Source organism: Ruegeria sp. K11 (assembly GCF_056531905.1).
Map to the genome: position 1 here is coordinate 110,106 of NZ_JBQFMP010000012.1, position 14,515 is coordinate 124,620.

Below are 14,515 nucleotides of genomic sequence, written 5' to 3' on the forward strand. Positions count from 1 at the left end.
CTAACCCCTGAGATCGTCAGGCAACAACGCTTGGGGCATGTTCTTATAACTGACCGGTCGCAGCCAGCCCGCGATTCCAAGCGTTCCAACGGATGTCGCACGCACATCCGTGCTGGCCGGATATGGTCCGCCATGCATCATCGAGGAACAGACCTCAACGCCTGTCGGATAACCATTTGCCAATAGACGCCCGGCTTTTTCCTCTAGGATGGGTATCAGGTCCTGCGCCAACGCAGTATCACCATCGTTCATATGCAACGTCAACGTCAGTTGCCCCTCAAGGCATTCTGCCACCTCAAGCATCTGTTCGGTGTCATCACACAACACAATGATACCCGCCGCTCCAAACACCTCGCGCTGAAGTGCAGGGTTCCCCATCCATTCCGCCGCGCTGACCTTGAACAGCACGGGCAAGGCGGCACGTTTGCCGGTTGCGGCACTGCAGGAGGTGACCTCGGTCATCAGACCGCGGAAGTCGCGCACGCCCTGTTCATAGGCTTGGTGGATACCGTCGGTCAGCATCTTCTGTTCCGCCGAGTCATTCAGCGCGGTAGCGCAGGCGGTTTCCAACGCATCGGCCTCGGGGCCTTTGAGCATGACCGCAACGCCGGGATTGGTGCAGAACTGCCCGGCACCCATGGTCAACGAAGCGGCCCATCCCGAGCCGATTTCTGCTGCTCGGGCGCCCATCGCTGAGGGCAGGCAGAACATCGGATTGACCGAGCCCAGCTCACCATAAAACGGGATTGGGCTTGGACGCGCGTGGCACAGATCATACAGCGCCCTTCCCTCGGCCAGCGATCCGGTACAGCCCACCGCCGTTATATCGGGGTGCTGCACAAGGACCGAGCCGACCTCGCGCCCCGAACCCTGCACCATCTGGAACGTTGCAGGGGGCATACCACAAATCTCAATGGCCTTGGCGATGGCTTGGGCGACCGGTTCGGCAGTACCGGCATGGGCACTGTGACCTTTGGCAATCACTGGACAACCCGCGGCCAAAGCTGAGGCAGCATCCCCACCCGCCGTAGAGAAGGCGAGCGGGAAGTTTGACGCACCAAAACGGCCACGGGACCGATGGCCTTGTGCATCAGGCGCAGATCAGGACGGGGGAGAGGCGTCCTTTCAGGGAGCGCGCCATCTTTGCGGATATCAAGATATTCGGTCTTTTCAATCAGGTCGGCAAACATGCGCAACTGACCGGTCGTGCGGCCACGTTCACCAACCAGACGGGCCTCAGGCAGGCCGGTCTAGGCCATGCCGGTTTGCGTGATCTCATCGCCCAGCACATCCATCTGGTCCGCAATTGTGCGCAGATACGTGGCGCGCTCGGCCCGCAATTTGCCCGAATAGGAGCGGAAATCGCGCCGCGCCGCGCGACAGGCCTGATCGACTTGTGCCGCCGTTGCCTGAGCAAAACTATGTCCGTCAAGGTCATCTGATGCGCGCAGGGTGTCTGATCCGACCCATGTGCCGTCGATCAGGTTTTGTCCAAGGATCACGTTATTTTCCCCATCTCAGCACCATCGGGTCCAGCGGTTTCAGCAGATCTATCAATCGGTCGCGGATGGCCGGTTGCAGCGGATCAATCGGATGGCGGCAGAACTCGGATCGGATGACCCCCCCTTCGACCATCGCGGCCTTGCAGGATTGCCAGCCGCATTGGCGGTTTTCATGGTTGATCACCATCGCCACGCGACCATAGGCGGCGGTTGCCTCATCGATACGACCCGCATGGTGATACGTGAGGACCGGCTTGATCTGATCCACGATCATGCCCGAGGTCATCGACCCGGTCGCCCCCGCATCAAGATCAGCCAGCAAAGTGATGCCTTCCTCGCCATCAAAGGGGGCTTCAATCGCGTCGCCCCCTTCAGCAATCAACGCCCGCAGTTTGTTGGCCGCGCGAGGGCATTCGATCTTGAACAGTTTCACCATCTCGATCTCTTGCGCCATCTTCACCAGCAAGGGCACAGGCAGATCGACGCCCGACAGGGGCGCGTCCTGCACCATGATCGGGATGCCGACCTCACCCACGGCGGCGAACTGATCAAAGGTCTGCTGCGCGTTCCCTTTCAGAAGCGCCCCGTGATAAGGCGGCATCATCATCACGATATCTGCGCCCAGATCCCTGGCAAACTGCGCGCGCTCAACCGCGATTTGGGTTGCAAAATGACTGATCGTCACGATCACTGGAACGCGCCCGGCCACATGCTCAAGGCAAAGCCGGGTCAGGACCGCGCGTTCCTCGTCCGAGATCAGGAACTGTTCCGAGAAATTGGCCAGCACACAAATCCCGTCCGCGCCCTGATCGATCAGGCAATCCAGAACGCGCTTCATGCCTTCCAGATCAAGCGTTCCGTCCTCATGAAACGGTGTCGGCGCGACGGGCCAGATACCGGTATAGCTCATGGGTTACTCCATAATCTCAAAGTGTTTCAGGTGTTTGTCCGTGATCTCGATCCCCAGACCGGGCTTATTGTCGTCCAGATCAAGGAAGCCGTCCACAGCCTCGGGGTCGCCTTTGAAAATATAATAGAACAGCTCATTGCCAACCTCGACATCGAAGACGGGGAAGTATTCGCTGATCATGCAGTTCGCGTTGGCCATGGTCAGGTTATAATTGTGCATCTGCCCGGCATGCGGAATGACGGGGATCTGATGCGCCTCGGCGATCGCGTTGATCTTTTGCGCCGCTGTGATGCCGCCCACGCGGTTGGTGTCATATTGCAAAACGCTGACGGCCTTTTTCTCGATCAGGTCCTTGCAACCGATGATCGAGAATTCATGCTCACCACCCGAGATCGGAACGATGTTCATCGCGTTGAGCTCGCGATAGCCTTCAACATCGTCGGCAATCACCGGTTCTTCCAGCCAGCGGGGTTCGTACTTGACCAGTTTGGGCAGCATCCCCTTGGCGTAGTCCAGGTTCCAGCCCATGTAGTATTCGACCATCAGATCGATGTCATAGTCGATAACCTCACGCACGGCCTCAACCCGTTTGAGATTTTCGCATTCCAGCCATGCTGTCCTTTTGCCCCCAGCCAAAGCGCATCTTATACGCGGAATAGCCGTTCTTTTGCGCCTCGGCGGCCTCGGCCTTGGTGGGTTCCAGGGCATTGAATTCAAGCGATTGCTTTTTCGTATTCCTTAACTCGCAACAGCGTTGGACGCCGAGTCAGCCTGTATGAGATTTTCCGTGGTCAGTTCGGTGCCCCACAACTCTTGCACGATCTGTTCCTGACTGAACGACGACCGACTGACGTCGGTAAGATCGGCGATGTGGTTTTCGAGATATTACAGCACGATGTCTTCGGTGATCGCGCCGTTGGTGGTTGAAAATTACCCCCTGCCCCAGAACCGACGGCCCCAATAGCGCCAGCGGATCGCGAGAAACTCTCGTTGTACTTTGTGTGACGAACGGCCCTTCATCCTGCGCACCAAATCGGAGATGGCGATCTTTGGCGGCACCGACACGAACATGTGGACTTGGTCGCTCGACAACACCCCACGTAAGATGTCGATCTCGTTCTCGCGGCAGACCTGATGGATGACCTCGCGCACGCGCAGGCGCACCCTGCCGGTCAGCACCTTGTAGCGGTACTTCGTCGACCAGACGATATGATAACGGTGATAGAAAACGCAGTGCTTGCCGGTGTCATACTGCATGACCTTAGCCTCTGGAACATTTGGACTTCCGAACCAGATCGATCCATCCTAAATCCCATCCACCAGATGCCTGGACTGAACCATGCTATCTGTGGCGGCCAAGATCGCCCCCTGAATTTCTTTGTGACGGCTGGTAAGGTCAGTGATTATTCCGGGGCAAAAGCTCCGCTGAGCCGTCTGCCAAGTGTCGAATAACTGCTCGGAGTTCGCGGCTATGATGCAGATTGGTTCAGAGAAACGTTGCAAGACAAAGGGGTGCGCGCCTGCATTCCATGTCGAACGCAACGCAAAAAAGCCGTCTGATACGACAAGCGACGATAGAAACGCCGCAACCGCATTGAAATCATGTTCGCTAGACCGAAAGACTGGCGGCGTGTCGCAACACGATATGACAGATGCCCAAAGGTCTTTTTGTCCGCAATCACACGCGCAGCAATCGTCATTTACTGAGGTCGATTCAGGCTGGGTGCAGAAGAGGGCGCTCAGCACTTTCCCGAATGATCGACTTCTGATTTCTCTCTGCGGCGGAGCCCATGGCTGGTCTTGGGCCGGAAAAGCCCATTGGCCTTCGAACGAAAGGTCGCTTAAGTAAGAAACCGGAGCGGCACTAAGGCTAAACTGTCCACCAATTACCATGACGCTTAGCCATCCAAAAAGTTTGCCGCAGAACCCTCGCCGCGTCTGGAAATCCGCGCAGATGTTTGTCGGGTTTTGTACGGATCAGAAAGGTGGTCTTCACCCACAGAAGTGGTCCTCCGCCATGTTTAACAAGATGGAGGAAGACCATGGCAAACACGCGACTCTAGCCCGAAGAGATTATCACGAAACTACGACAGGTTGAGGTTCTGACGGCGCAAGGGATGCCACGTCCGGATGCGATCCGGCAGATCGGTGTGACTGAACACTAATATTTTGCGCGGCGGTCTATAATGACAAGCACCTGTTGTGAATCTCAAGCGTGCTCCAAACGCAATCATGATCCGAAAGTGGTGTGTCCGAAGCCGAGATCGAGGTCAATATACCAGACCGGACGGGCACCAGATCCCGGCCCGTCAACCAGTCCAGCTTCATTTTGCGGTCGGGATGCGGGGTGATCAGGCTGGCACGCGTCGTATGGCCCTCGGGCGTGAACTCCCACGAATAGCCTTGTTCTTTCGCCAGATCGAACAAGGTTTCACGGCGCCAGTCGAAGTCCGGCGGGATATGGTTGCCTGTATTCAAGTCTCCGCCAATCAGAACCGGTGTATCGGGCGCAAATTCGTCGACGGCCTTTAGCAACAGATCGAACTGTGCGTGCCGGTGTGCGGCATTCGCATTGCTTTCCAGATGGGTGGAAACGACGCAGACCGGACCCTTGGCAGTCGGCACCACGGCGGCAATGGCCATCCGTCCCCCGACACGAGGTTGGCCGGGGTCTGTCGCGCCGGTCTCCGGCACGAACCAATGGCCATGATCGTCCAGACGGATAAGCGCAGCGCGGTCGAACGGCACCCGGGACAGGATGGCGTTACCATGCCAGCCGAATGCGTTGAATTCATCGGTGCAATAGGCGCGCTCGGTTTCACCGCCCAGATCAAGCTCGTGGAACTCGACACCAAATGCATAAACCATATCCAAGGTGTGCGCCATGTCCCGGGTCGTGTGGCGCTGTGCGGTACGGGCCATGCCGTGATCAACTTCGGATAGCAGAACCACATCCGGGGCGATCTGGTTCAGATGAGCGGCGGTGTCGTTGGGGAACAGACAACGCTCGACATTCCATGCCGCTGCGGTGAATTGGGCGGGCAGTTCGGTGGCCGAGGGCGACCCGCCCAATTGCAGCGCATTCATCGCCGGAAGCATGGCAAGAAGGTCACGATGCGCCTCGGCGGTACGCGGGGCGGACAGGATCTCCTGCCGCTGGTCCGGCGTCACCGCGGGCAACGCGCTTAAAACATCAGTGATCACAAGGTTCTTCCCGTTTCCGCATCAAACAGCCGCAGGGCTTCGGGTTTGAGGGTCACGCGAGTCTCGCCGCTTTGCACCTCATGGTCCTTCCCGACCATCACAGTAAAGGGTTGATCCGCGATTGCCCCGTGCAGCAGGCGGTGGGCTCCCAGCTCTTCCAGGATGTCGACACGGAAGGGGATGTTGCCCTGCGCGTCCAGTTCCACATCTTCGGGACGGATACCCATGGTCACCAGCCCGACAAAAGACCCGGGCGCGGGCATCAGCCCGTCATAGCCGTTGATCCGAACCTGCGCGTCGTCCATCTGTGCTTCGATCAGGTTCATCGGCGGTGCGCCCATGAAGGACGCGACAAAGGTCGAGGCCGGGTTGTGGTAAATCTCGGACGGGGTGCCGATCTGCTCGATCCGGCCCGCGTTCAGAACGATGATGCGGTCGGCCATCGTCATCGCCTCGACCTGATCATGAGTGACATAGACCGCGGTGGTGCCAAGGCGGCGTTGCAGGGCCTTGATCTCAATCCGCATCTGGTTGCGCAGTTTCGCGTCGAGGTTCGACAGCGGCTCGTCAAACAGGAACAAGGCCGGGTCACGCACAACCGCCCGGCCCATGGCGACGCGCTGACGCTGACCACCCGAAAGCTGTGCCGGTTTGCGGTCCAGATATTCGGTCAGGTTCAGCATTTTTGCCGCATCCTGAACCTGGGCGTCGATTTCGCTGGCCGGGGTGCCGCGGTTCTTGAGCCCGTAGCCGATATTCTTGCGAACGGTCATATGCGGGTACAAAGCATAGTTCTGGAACACCATCGCGATGTCCCGGTCCGCCGGGTCCACATCGTTGACCACCCGGTCGCCGATTTTCAGCACCCCTTCGGTGATGTCCTCAAGCCCCGCGATCATCCGCAGCAACGTGGATTTGCCGCAGCCCGACGGGCCGACCAGAACTACGAACTCGCCGTCCTGAATGGTGAAGCTGGTGGTTTCAACTGCGTGAAAACCGTTGGGATAAACCTTGCGGATGCCCTCTAATGATACCTGAGCCATGCGCGCATTCCTTATTTGTCGGATTCTGTTAGGCCCTTGACGAACCAGTTCTGAAAAAAGACCACGACCGCCACAGGGGGGATCATTGCCACGATGGCCAGCATCAGGGCCTGGCCGTAGTCAGGGATTTGACTGTCTGTAAAGGTCAGGACGATCTGTTTGATGCCCCGCACCAGCGTGAAAAAGCTTTCGTCCGTGGTGATCAGCGTGGGCCACAGATACTGGTTCCAGCCAAAGACGAACATGATGATGAAGATCGCTGCGATCATCGTCTTGCTCAGGGGTACAAGGATGTCGGTAAAGAACTTCCACGGACCCGCACCGTCGATCCGGGCGGCCTCGGCCAGTTCTTCGGGGACCGACATAAAGAATTGGCGGAAAAAGAACGTACCGGTGGCCGAGGCGATCAGCGGGACGATCAGTCCGGTATAGGTGTTTGTCAGGCCCAGTTTCTGGATCGCCTCGTATGAGGGCAAGATGCGCACCTCAAGCGGCAGCAGCAAGGTGGTGAAGATCACCCAGAAGGCCAGCGTGGCAAAACGCAGGCGGAAATAGACGATGGCATAGGCCGCCATCATCGAGATGATGATCTTGCCCACCGCAAAGCCGATCCCCAGAATGAACGAATTCATCAGCATCAGCGTGCCATCAACCGTCTGGGTGAACCCGCCCTTTTCGAACATCGCGGCGTGAAAGTTCTTTCCCAGATCGTCGCCCAGCGTCAGTTGCAGCCCTTCGCGGTGGATCGTCACCGCGTCATGGCTGGCCGTGATCAGCGCCAGCAGAGGCGGCGCCATCATCAAAAGCGCGCCCAGGATCAGGACAGTGTGGTCGCCGATCGCCTCCCATTTGATGCGAGGGCGGCGGCGGGCCACGATCGGGGTGTCGAGTGTTGTCTCAGCCATGTCCAAAGCCCTCAGGTATAGTGAATCCGGCGTTCCACCAGGCGGAACTGAAAGACGGTCAGCACCAGCACCAGCACCATCAGGATCACCGATTGCGCGGATGAGCCGCCCAGATCGTTGCCCCGGAACCCGTCCAGATAGACCTTGTAGACCAGCGTCATCGGGTTGTTGCCCGGCTCGCCCTTCATCAGCGCGTCGATGACGCCAAAGGTGTCAAACATCGCATAGGTGATGTTGATGATCAGCAGGAAAAACGCGGTGGGGGCCAGCAGCGGGAAAGTGACTTGCCAGAACCGCCCGGTGGCGGACCGGTTGTCGATCATCGCCGCCTCGCGCACGGACCGCGGAATGGATTGCAGGCCCGAGAGGAAAAAGATGAAATTGACCGGGATCTGCTTCCAGACAGACACGATGATCATCGCGGTTGCGGTCGCGTTGTAGTCGACACCCAGTTTGAAATCCCAGCCAAATATCTGAAAGAACTTGGTCATGGGGCCGGTGCTCTGGTCGAAAAACAGGATGCCCAGAAAGCCGGCCACCGGGGGCGCGATAGCATAGACCCACATCAGCAGCGTGCGATAGGTCTTGGCCCCCCGGATCACCTTGTCGGCCTTGACCGCCAACAGCAGCGCGATGGCCAGCGAGAAAAAAGTGACCAGAACGGAAAACACAACCGTGAACCACGCGATGCGCTTGTACTGATTACTGCCCAGCAGCGAGGTATAGTTTTCCGCGCCCACAAAGGTCGATCCGAACCCGAACGGGTCCTGCAGAAAAAACGAGGATTGCAAGGCCCAGCCCGCAGGCCAGTAAAAGAAGATGGCGATGATCATCAACTGCGGCAGCAACAGCGCCACAGGCAGCCAGATCGTGTCGAAGCCCGCGCGTTTCATGAGTGGTCCAGTAAGAAAAAGTGTGATGGCCGCGCCCAAGGGCACGACCATTCTGGGGGTGATCCCGGGGGTTAACCCTGGGTTTTGCCAAAGCGGGCCAGCAGCTCGTTGGCTTCTTCTTCGATTGTCTTGAACGCGGTCTCGACGTCGGTTTCACCGGTCAGGATACGGCCATATTCGCGGTTCATGATGTCGCGGATCTGCACGTAAAAGCCCATGCGATAACCTTTGGTGTTGTCACCGGCCTTGCCTTGCAGCTGGTTGACACCAACCGCGGCCGCCGGGAAACGGTCATAGTGGCCGTCTTTCTTGGCAACCTCATACGCGGCCTCGGTGATCGGTACATAACCGGTTTCCTGATGCCAGAAATACTGGGTCTCGGGCGCGGTCAGAAACCGGAAGAACTCGGCTGTCGCCTTGTTTTCCTCGTCCGACTTGCCGGACATGGCAAACAGCGCTGCGCCACCGATGAAGGTCTGAGTGGGCTCGGCGGTTACGGCTTCCCAATAGGGCAGTTCGGTCGCGCTGAATTCAAATGGCAGGTCTTTTTGCAGCAGACCGCCGAACGAACCGGACGAGCCCAGCCACATCGCGACCTTGCCTTCTTCGAACGGCTTCTGGTTGTCACCCCAACCGGTGCCGTACCATTCGAACATACCGTTTTCCTTCCACTCGCTTACAGCGGTGAAATGCGCCTTGATCGCGTCGTTGTTGACCAGGATCTGCGTGTCGATACCGTCGTAGCCGTTGTTGTGGGTCGCAAACGGCAGGTCGTGGCGCGACATGAAGTTTTCGGTAAAGATCCAGGGCAGGTGCGACTGGCTGAGCGCGATGTAGCCTGCATCTTTCAGCGCCGGGGCTGTGGTCGACTGGAACTCTTCCCATGTCTTCGGCGGCGTGACACCTGCCACGTCCAGCGCATCGACATTGTAATACAGGATCGGCGTCGATGAATTGAAGGGCATGCCGATCATCTTGCCGTCGCTGTCGGCATAGAAATAGCGTACACCGGCGATATATTCGTTGATGTCGAAATCGACACCATTATTGGCCAGCAGGTCCTGAACCGGGATGGTTGCACCCTTGGCACCAATCACGGTGGCGGCACCCGCATCGAACACTTGCATGACGTTGGGCTGTTCGCCCGCGCGGAAGGCCGCGATCCCTGCGGTCAGCGTCTCTTCGTAGCTGCCTTTGTAGACCGGAGTGATCTTGTAGTCGTCCTGCGAGGCGTTGAAATCCTCGGCGATTTTGTTGACGGTCTCACCCAGCTGGCCGCCCATCGCGTGCCACCAGGTGATTTCGGTTTCGGCAAACGCTGCGGTCGCGGAAAAGGCGACGGTGGCAACGGCTGCGCTCAGTTTGAAGTTGGTCATTTCGATCCTCCGATTCGGAAGCAGTCCCGGTGCTTGGCAGATAGGCCCGCGTGAAGGGACAGGCAGTTCAAAGTGAAAAGTCTGATGCGAATGGGGAAGAACCCCAATGCAATGCACGGGTTGTGCGCACAAGCGGTCACCTATGCGGATCGTGTGACGGTTTGGTGAAAGATTTGTTTCAGTATTAACAAATTGCGGGAAAACAGAAGATAGCTTTGGCCACGGCTGGAGTAGCAAAAAAGCCAGCATACAGGCCGCGCCCCGTGAAAGCACAAGCCGTCGCAAACGCGGCCGGGATAACGCGCGCATTTACGCCATATGCCTGTTTGGACGCAACGAACCAACCGCCACCAAATCCTTCGCGCCTATACCCGAGGTCGACGGTTTGCCGCAAAAGAATGTCATCGACAAAACCGCGGCGAACACTTCTGACATCAAAGCGTCCACGAGCCGCCCCAATCGGTTTGTGTCAATCACATCCTGTTTTGATCCAATTTCCCGGCTTCGCGCTTCAGGAATCCCGCTTGCGTCCGCAAAGACAGGCCATTGATGGAAAGCATGGCAAACCTGCTCGACAATGTCGGATACACACCGTTTCTTCAGACCCGCCTCCTGCCCCACGGCGACAAAATCACTTCGCCCGGATTCCAGCCGTTCCCGTTGACACACAGATGATGTTCATCGCCCAGCCCGATGACTGCTTCGGGCGCGGTCAAAGCATCCTGAAACAGAAGAAGGATCAAACGAACGACCATCGAAACCGTTGGATGCGAGTAATCAAAATGACCACTTCAGTGGGGCAGGATCAGATCTGACCCTTGTCACTACCGGCACCGGGACTCGGAATGCGTGGGATACTGGTTCTGTGGAACTCGACAATATCGACGTGCCGTCGCTGACCGAGACCCAGTTCGCGTTCGTTCAACAAATCCGAAACCGCCATTTGAATTCTCGCAGCCTGCGACCGCTGCATCTGCTCAGGGTCACCGTACAGCTTGAAGCATATGGACGCCGCGTTAGGGTCGGCAAATCTCAAACAGGACCGTAAACGACTTCTTATTCGCGCCTTGGTTGACTCTGGTGCGGTGTCGCCGGTGCTCAGAAACCAAATCATCAGAATCTTTTCCCGCGAGCTGGAACAGGATCACTCGTCGACTCTGGAGATTGCGATCGCGATGCGCAATTGGAATGAAACACGCTTGGACACCCAGTTCGCAACCCTGCTTGAAAACGAAGACGTCGATCCGGTCACTCAGTTCGTCATTCAAACCAAATTGGTATCAAAGGACTGAACGCCAATAGTGTTTCCTCAGAGTCTTGAAGCGGCGCTACTGCAGGAGAATTCGTCACGATCTGCGCAACCGTTCCCGAGTAAGCCGACCAATCTATCTGAATAGTCGAGGCTCACCCATTCTATCGTGGATCGAATTCACCATGTCCGGCTTGAGACCCGGCGCTTGTGACAGCTCATGCAGGTACCGGGCCTCTTTGTTTGTATCCAGATCGATCCCCATGACTGACATCATATAGACTTGCCCGCCTGCCCCTGCCGGAACGTCACGAACCAGCGCGGGCACATCGACGGGCTTGGCAAGCTCGGCCTTTACAAACTCCAGTTCCTCGCGATCCAGGTCGCCCAGATGCTGCGTTAGCTGTTCTTTTTCGCTCGTATCTATGCGACCATCCGCTTTTGCTGCCTGAATAAGCGCGCGCAACAACACTCCGGCCATTTCCTCCTGCTCGGGCGATGGCGTGGCTTGTTCTTGACCAAACCCCTCAAGGCTCTGGTTCAGCATGTCGCCAAGTGAGCCTTGTTTTGGCGCATCAAACGGACGCGCCGCAGCCTCTGAGCCTGAAAAACTCTCTGTCGAAATCTGGCTGAGTTCGTCCAAGGCACCGCCGAGGCTACCGCGGCCTCTGGGTCCGTTGCCGCCCAGCATTTTCCCAAGCATGCCGCCCAAGCCTCCACCCTCTGATGTAGGCATTTGGGAAGCTGAGCCGCCATAGGGCGCGCCGCGACCCGAAACACTCCCTGCTGATGCGCCGTTTGACCGGGACATCATGCCCCCTACTCCCTTTGCAATCGCGATACCAACTGCAGCCTTCGCAAGTGTCTTGACCAAACTCATTGTCGCAAATCCTCTAATAGTCTTCTGAAAAATCTCCAATATCGAATGTCTGTGTTGACGCGCCGGTTTAATTGACCGGCTGCCAATCCTCAGACGGATCAAATCCCGTTGTGCCTGCCGCCTTTTCCAGTGTGTCCTCGCCCAGAACAGACTCAAACACGACACCGTTTTCCGACACCATGAAACTGTGCACACCAGTCTCTCCGAACTCTGCCGGAACGGCCAGAAGAGCGTGACCCGCAACCATGTGACCATTGACGAAATAGTCCATGGCGCCGCCGGGTGCCGCATCGGTTTGCTCGGTCAGGATACGGAAATAGTAGCCCAAATAGGGTTCGGGCGCGTGATCGGTTTCACCGTCGCTGTAACCAAGGGCCGAGGCGCGCGCGAAAAGCTCGCCCAAAAGCGTGTCTTCATCTGCCCAAAACAGCCCATCCCGCTGATCCGCTGAGGTTGAGATAATCTGGCTTGCAAATTCCCTGACCCCGTCGCCATTTTGATCCTGCGACCGGAAATCGGCCTGGATGTCGACATAGGCCACCATCAATTCGATTACGTCCAGTTCGTTGCGGCCAATTTCGCGCAGACGCACTTCTTCCCGACCTGCATCGTTGTCAAAGGACCATGACGTGTCCGTCTTTGCGATGGGCACCGGGAACAGCCAGCCTTCTTCACCCAGCGCGATCAGGACCGAGCCATCGTCTTGCGGCACAAGCCGATAGCCTTCTTTGTAAAGGGACAGCAGGGCCAGTTTGTTGATCTTGTCCTCGACCGGGTTTCCATCGGAAAGATAGTCCGCAGCCTCTGGCCCAAAGACGGCCAAAGTGGCGCCTTCCTCTGGGCTTTTCAGCGCCGCGACCATCGCCTCAAGCGCCTCCTGAGGTGAGTCATACACGGCTGGTTCGGCCCAGACCGGGTTTGAAAACAGCGCAGCAATTGCAGTTATTTTGATCAGCTTATTGGTCATGCTCTTATCTCCTCCGCTGGGCTTTTTGGTGGCTGGCTTTACCCCGTTGCGAAGCCTTGCGCGCTTTTTGCCCGTTGGATTTCTTGGGGGTCGCCTTAGGCTAGCTGACCGCTTTGGGCTTAGTGGCCTTGGTGACATGGGACTTGGTCCCGGATGGTTTCTTAACCGCTGGCTTTTGGGCCGGTTTCTTCACTGCCTTATTCGGCGTGGCCCGATTGACCTTGGGCGTGCCCCCATCCTTCATAGTTTTCCGAACTGCTTCCGTTTTGGCCTGCGATCCGGGCCGGGAGATATCTGGCGCACCGGATTTCTGGGACAGTTTGCTTCGCAAGGCATCCGCGCTGCTGTCACCTTTGTCTATCGGCAGCTTGGTCTTGCCCCCTGGATCCTTTTTGGAGGCAATCTTGTCTCGCGCCTGATCCTTCTTTCGATCATCCGGTTTCCAGCCATTGTCAGGGCGGTTGATATTTCCGTTCCCGATATTGACGTCATTGCCGATATTCACATTGCCGTCGATATCCAGATCAATATTCGGATTTCGATAGATCGGGCCCCCACCCCAACCCCCGAAATTTCGACAACCCCAGTAGTCATTCCAGTCGTCATCATCGTCAAAAATGGCGTCGATCAGGGCGAATGTCCCAAACGCGATAGCTCCGGTGACAATGGCGTCGCCAACAAGGTTGCTGTTGTTGTCGGTATAAACGAACTGAGGGTCATATTGCGGCACATAAACAACTTCTGGGTCCGCAGGTTGGATGATGACGGTTTCGTCTTCCGTGACCTCGACAAGCTGTTCCTCGCCCGATATCAGGGCACCGTTGTTGATCGCCTGGGTCCGCATGGTCTGAACGGCGACCATCACCTCGTCACTTTGGGCAAGCATGGCGTCGCCCATGGTTTCGGTCCATTCGATATGGGCCGCCATATCCTCGATCACTTCCGGGAAGGCGACAGCCAGAACCTCAACGCTTTCATCCCATTCTTCGGCTTCTACAGCAGATTGAATGAACTCAGGCTCTTCACCGTCCATGCTGGCCAGCAACCGGTCGCTTTTGACGACTTCCATCGGACTGGTCGCCGCAACCAGGATCTGAATCAAGAGCGTGTCCGGAAATAAGGCAATCGGTGCGACCAGATTTTCCAGCTCGGCCTGCGTGAGCAGATCATCGTCTGATACAGGCTCGGCTACACCCTCCTGTTCGGTCTGTGCGCCGACAAGTGTCGGTGCAAAAACCAGAAACACGGGTACAATCCAACGAAAAATACCGGCCATAATTCCCCCCTTACAATCACAATCATCCGACGCGCAATTTAGCACGGGCACACCGGGAGAATTCATCCCGATATTCGAATTTTCAAATTTCTTGCATGTTGTCGCGGGAGGAACGGCTGTGTAAAGAGTCTTTGGCTCAAATGGTCTTTTTCAATGTTTTTGAAGGCTTAAACCGGCGTCAATAGTCCCTTTTGGGAAGTTTCCCTACATATTCTGCAGGCGTTTCATACTCTCTTCTGACCAGACCTGTCTGAGATCGTAGAAAGCTCCGAAAGACGGCACTCCGTTATTAAGGATCGCATGGGGCTGT

At 57.1% G+C, this 14,515-nt stretch carries 11 protein-coding genes and 3 pseudogenes; 2 read left to right on the forward strand and 12 right to left on the reverse strand.

From position 1 onward, the window contains the following. The 4 genes and pseudogenes from ACR0K4_RS18235 to tnpA form a co-directional block, all read right to left on the reverse strand. Positions 1-1,502 (reverse strand): annotated as a pseudogene (locus tag ACR0K4_RS18235) (aldehyde dehydrogenase (NADP(+))). Between the two features lies 1 nt (position 1,503). Further along, entirely contained in the window at positions 1,504-2,412 is a 909-nt protein-coding gene (locus ACR0K4_RS18240) for a dihydrodipicolinate synthase family protein (RefSeq protein ID WP_480855119.1), read from the reverse strand. 3 nt (positions 2,413-2,415) lie between these two features. Continuing rightward, positions 2,416-3,048, reverse strand: a complete 633-nt coding sequence (locus ACR0K4_RS18245) for an enolase C-terminal domain-like protein (protein WP_480855120.1) — start codon at positions 3,046-3,048, stop codon at positions 2,416-2,418. 297 nt (positions 3,049-3,345) lie between these two features. After that, positions 3,346-3,669 (reverse strand): annotated as a pseudogene (tnpA, locus tag ACR0K4_RS18250) (IS200/IS605 family transposase); the annotation flags it as partial. Between the two features lie 81 nt (positions 3,670-3,750). Between tnpA and ACR0K4_RS18255 the strand changes: the two are divergent. Beyond that, a pseudogene (locus ACR0K4_RS18255) lies at positions 3,751-4,119 on the forward strand (transposase); the annotation flags it as partial. A 474-nt stretch (positions 4,120-4,593) separates the two neighbouring features. On the opposite strand, the gene ACR0K4_RS18260 reads toward ACR0K4_RS18255, so the two are convergent. From ACR0K4_RS18260 to ACR0K4_RS18280, 5 genes are all read right to left on the reverse strand, one after another. Next, entirely contained in the window at positions 4,594-5,616 is a 1,023-nt protein-coding gene (locus tag ACR0K4_RS18260) for an endonuclease/exonuclease/phosphatase family protein (protein ID WP_480855121.1), read from the reverse strand. Further along, a complete protein-coding gene (locus ACR0K4_RS18265; RefSeq protein ID WP_480855122.1) occupies positions 5,613-6,659 on the reverse strand; it encodes an ABC transporter ATP-binding protein in 1,047 nt (348 codons plus the stop codon). Before ACR0K4_RS18265 ends, ACR0K4_RS18260 begins: the two co-directional genes overlap by 4 nt. A gap of 11 nt (positions 6,660-6,670) precedes the next feature. Then, positions 6,671-7,564, reverse strand: coding sequence for an ABC transporter permease subunit (locus ACR0K4_RS18270; RefSeq protein ID WP_480855123.1), 894 nt, complete (start codon positions 7,562-7,564; stop codon positions 6,671-6,673). An 11-nt stretch (positions 7,565-7,575) separates the two neighbouring features. Beyond that, the gene (locus ACR0K4_RS18275; RefSeq protein WP_480521883.1) at positions 7,576-8,457 is read right to left on the reverse strand and encodes an ABC transporter permease subunit; all 882 of its coding nucleotides are present in this window, start codon (positions 8,455-8,457) and stop codon (positions 7,576-7,578) included. Positions 8,458-8,528: 71 nt separating this feature from the next. Next, positions 8,529-9,833, reverse strand: coding sequence for an extracellular solute-binding protein (locus ACR0K4_RS18280; protein WP_480855124.1), 1,305 nt, complete (start codon positions 9,831-9,833; stop codon positions 8,529-8,531). Between the two features lie 1,004 nt (positions 9,834-10,837). On the opposite strand from ACR0K4_RS18280, the gene ACR0K4_RS18285 reads away from it, so the two are divergent. Then, the gene (locus ACR0K4_RS18285) at positions 10,838-11,125 is read left to right on the forward strand and encodes a hypothetical protein (protein ID WP_480521885.1); all 288 of its coding nucleotides are present in this window, start codon (positions 10,838-10,840) and stop codon (positions 11,123-11,125) included. A 93-nt stretch (positions 11,126-11,218) separates the two neighbouring features. On the opposite strand, the gene ACR0K4_RS18290 is transcribed toward ACR0K4_RS18285, so the two are convergent. The 3 genes from ACR0K4_RS18290 to ACR0K4_RS18300 all read right to left on the reverse strand — a co-directional run bounded on the left by ACR0K4_RS18290 (position 11,219) and on the right by ACR0K4_RS18300 (position 14,205). Continuing rightward, complete coding sequence (locus ACR0K4_RS18290) at positions 11,219-11,962, reverse strand: DUF533 domain-containing protein (protein WP_480521886.1); 744 nt, start codon at positions 11,960-11,962, stop codon at positions 11,219-11,221. A 67-nt stretch (positions 11,963-12,029) separates the two neighbouring features. Beyond that, positions 12,030-12,929: a DUF2950 family protein gene (locus ACR0K4_RS18295; RefSeq protein ID WP_480521887.1), complete on the reverse strand. Its 900-nt coding sequence runs from the start codon at positions 12,927-12,929 to the stop codon at positions 12,030-12,032. 100 nt (positions 12,930-13,029) lie between these two features. Continuing rightward, entirely contained in the window at positions 13,030-14,205 is a 1,176-nt protein-coding gene (locus ACR0K4_RS18300) for a DUF3300 domain-containing protein (protein WP_480855125.1), read from the reverse strand. Positions 14,206-14,515 lie beyond the last annotated feature (310 nt).

Excerpts from the sequence above, each read along its gene's own strand:
- ACR0K4_RS18240 (WP_480855119.1), bottom strand. The coding sequence starts at position 2,412 with ATGAGCTATACCGGTATCTGGCCCGTCGCGCCGACACCGTTTCATGAG.
- ACR0K4_RS18265 (WP_480855122.1), bottom strand. The coding sequence starts at position 6,659 with ATGGCTCAGGTATCATTAGAGGGCATCCGCAAGGTTTATCCCAACGGT.
- ACR0K4_RS18270 (WP_480855123.1), bottom strand. The coding sequence starts at position 7,564 with ATGGCTGAGACAACACTCGACACCCCGATCGTGGCCCGCCGCCGCCCT.
- ACR0K4_RS18275 (WP_480521883.1), bottom strand. The coding sequence starts at position 8,457 with ATGAAACGCGCGGGCTTCGACACGATCTGGCTGCCTGTGGCGCTGTTG.
- ACR0K4_RS18280 (WP_480855124.1), bottom strand. The coding sequence starts at position 9,833 with ATGACCAACTTCAAACTGAGCGCAGCCGTTGCCACCGTCGCCTTTTCC.
- ACR0K4_RS18285 (WP_480521885.1), top strand. The coding sequence starts at position 10,838 with ATGGACGCCGCGTTAGGGTCGGCAAATCTCAAACAGGACCGTAAACGA.
- ACR0K4_RS18290 (WP_480521886.1), bottom strand. The coding sequence starts at position 11,962 with ATGAGTTTGGTCAAGACACTTGCGAAGGCTGCAGTTGGTATCGCGATT.
- ACR0K4_RS18295 (WP_480521887.1), bottom strand. The coding sequence starts at position 12,929 with ATGACCAATAAGCTGATCAAAATAACTGCAATTGCTGCGCTGTTTTCA.
- ACR0K4_RS18300 (WP_480855125.1), bottom strand. The coding sequence starts at position 14,205 with ATGGCCGGTATTTTTCGTTGGATTGTACCCGTGTTTCTGGTTTTTGCA.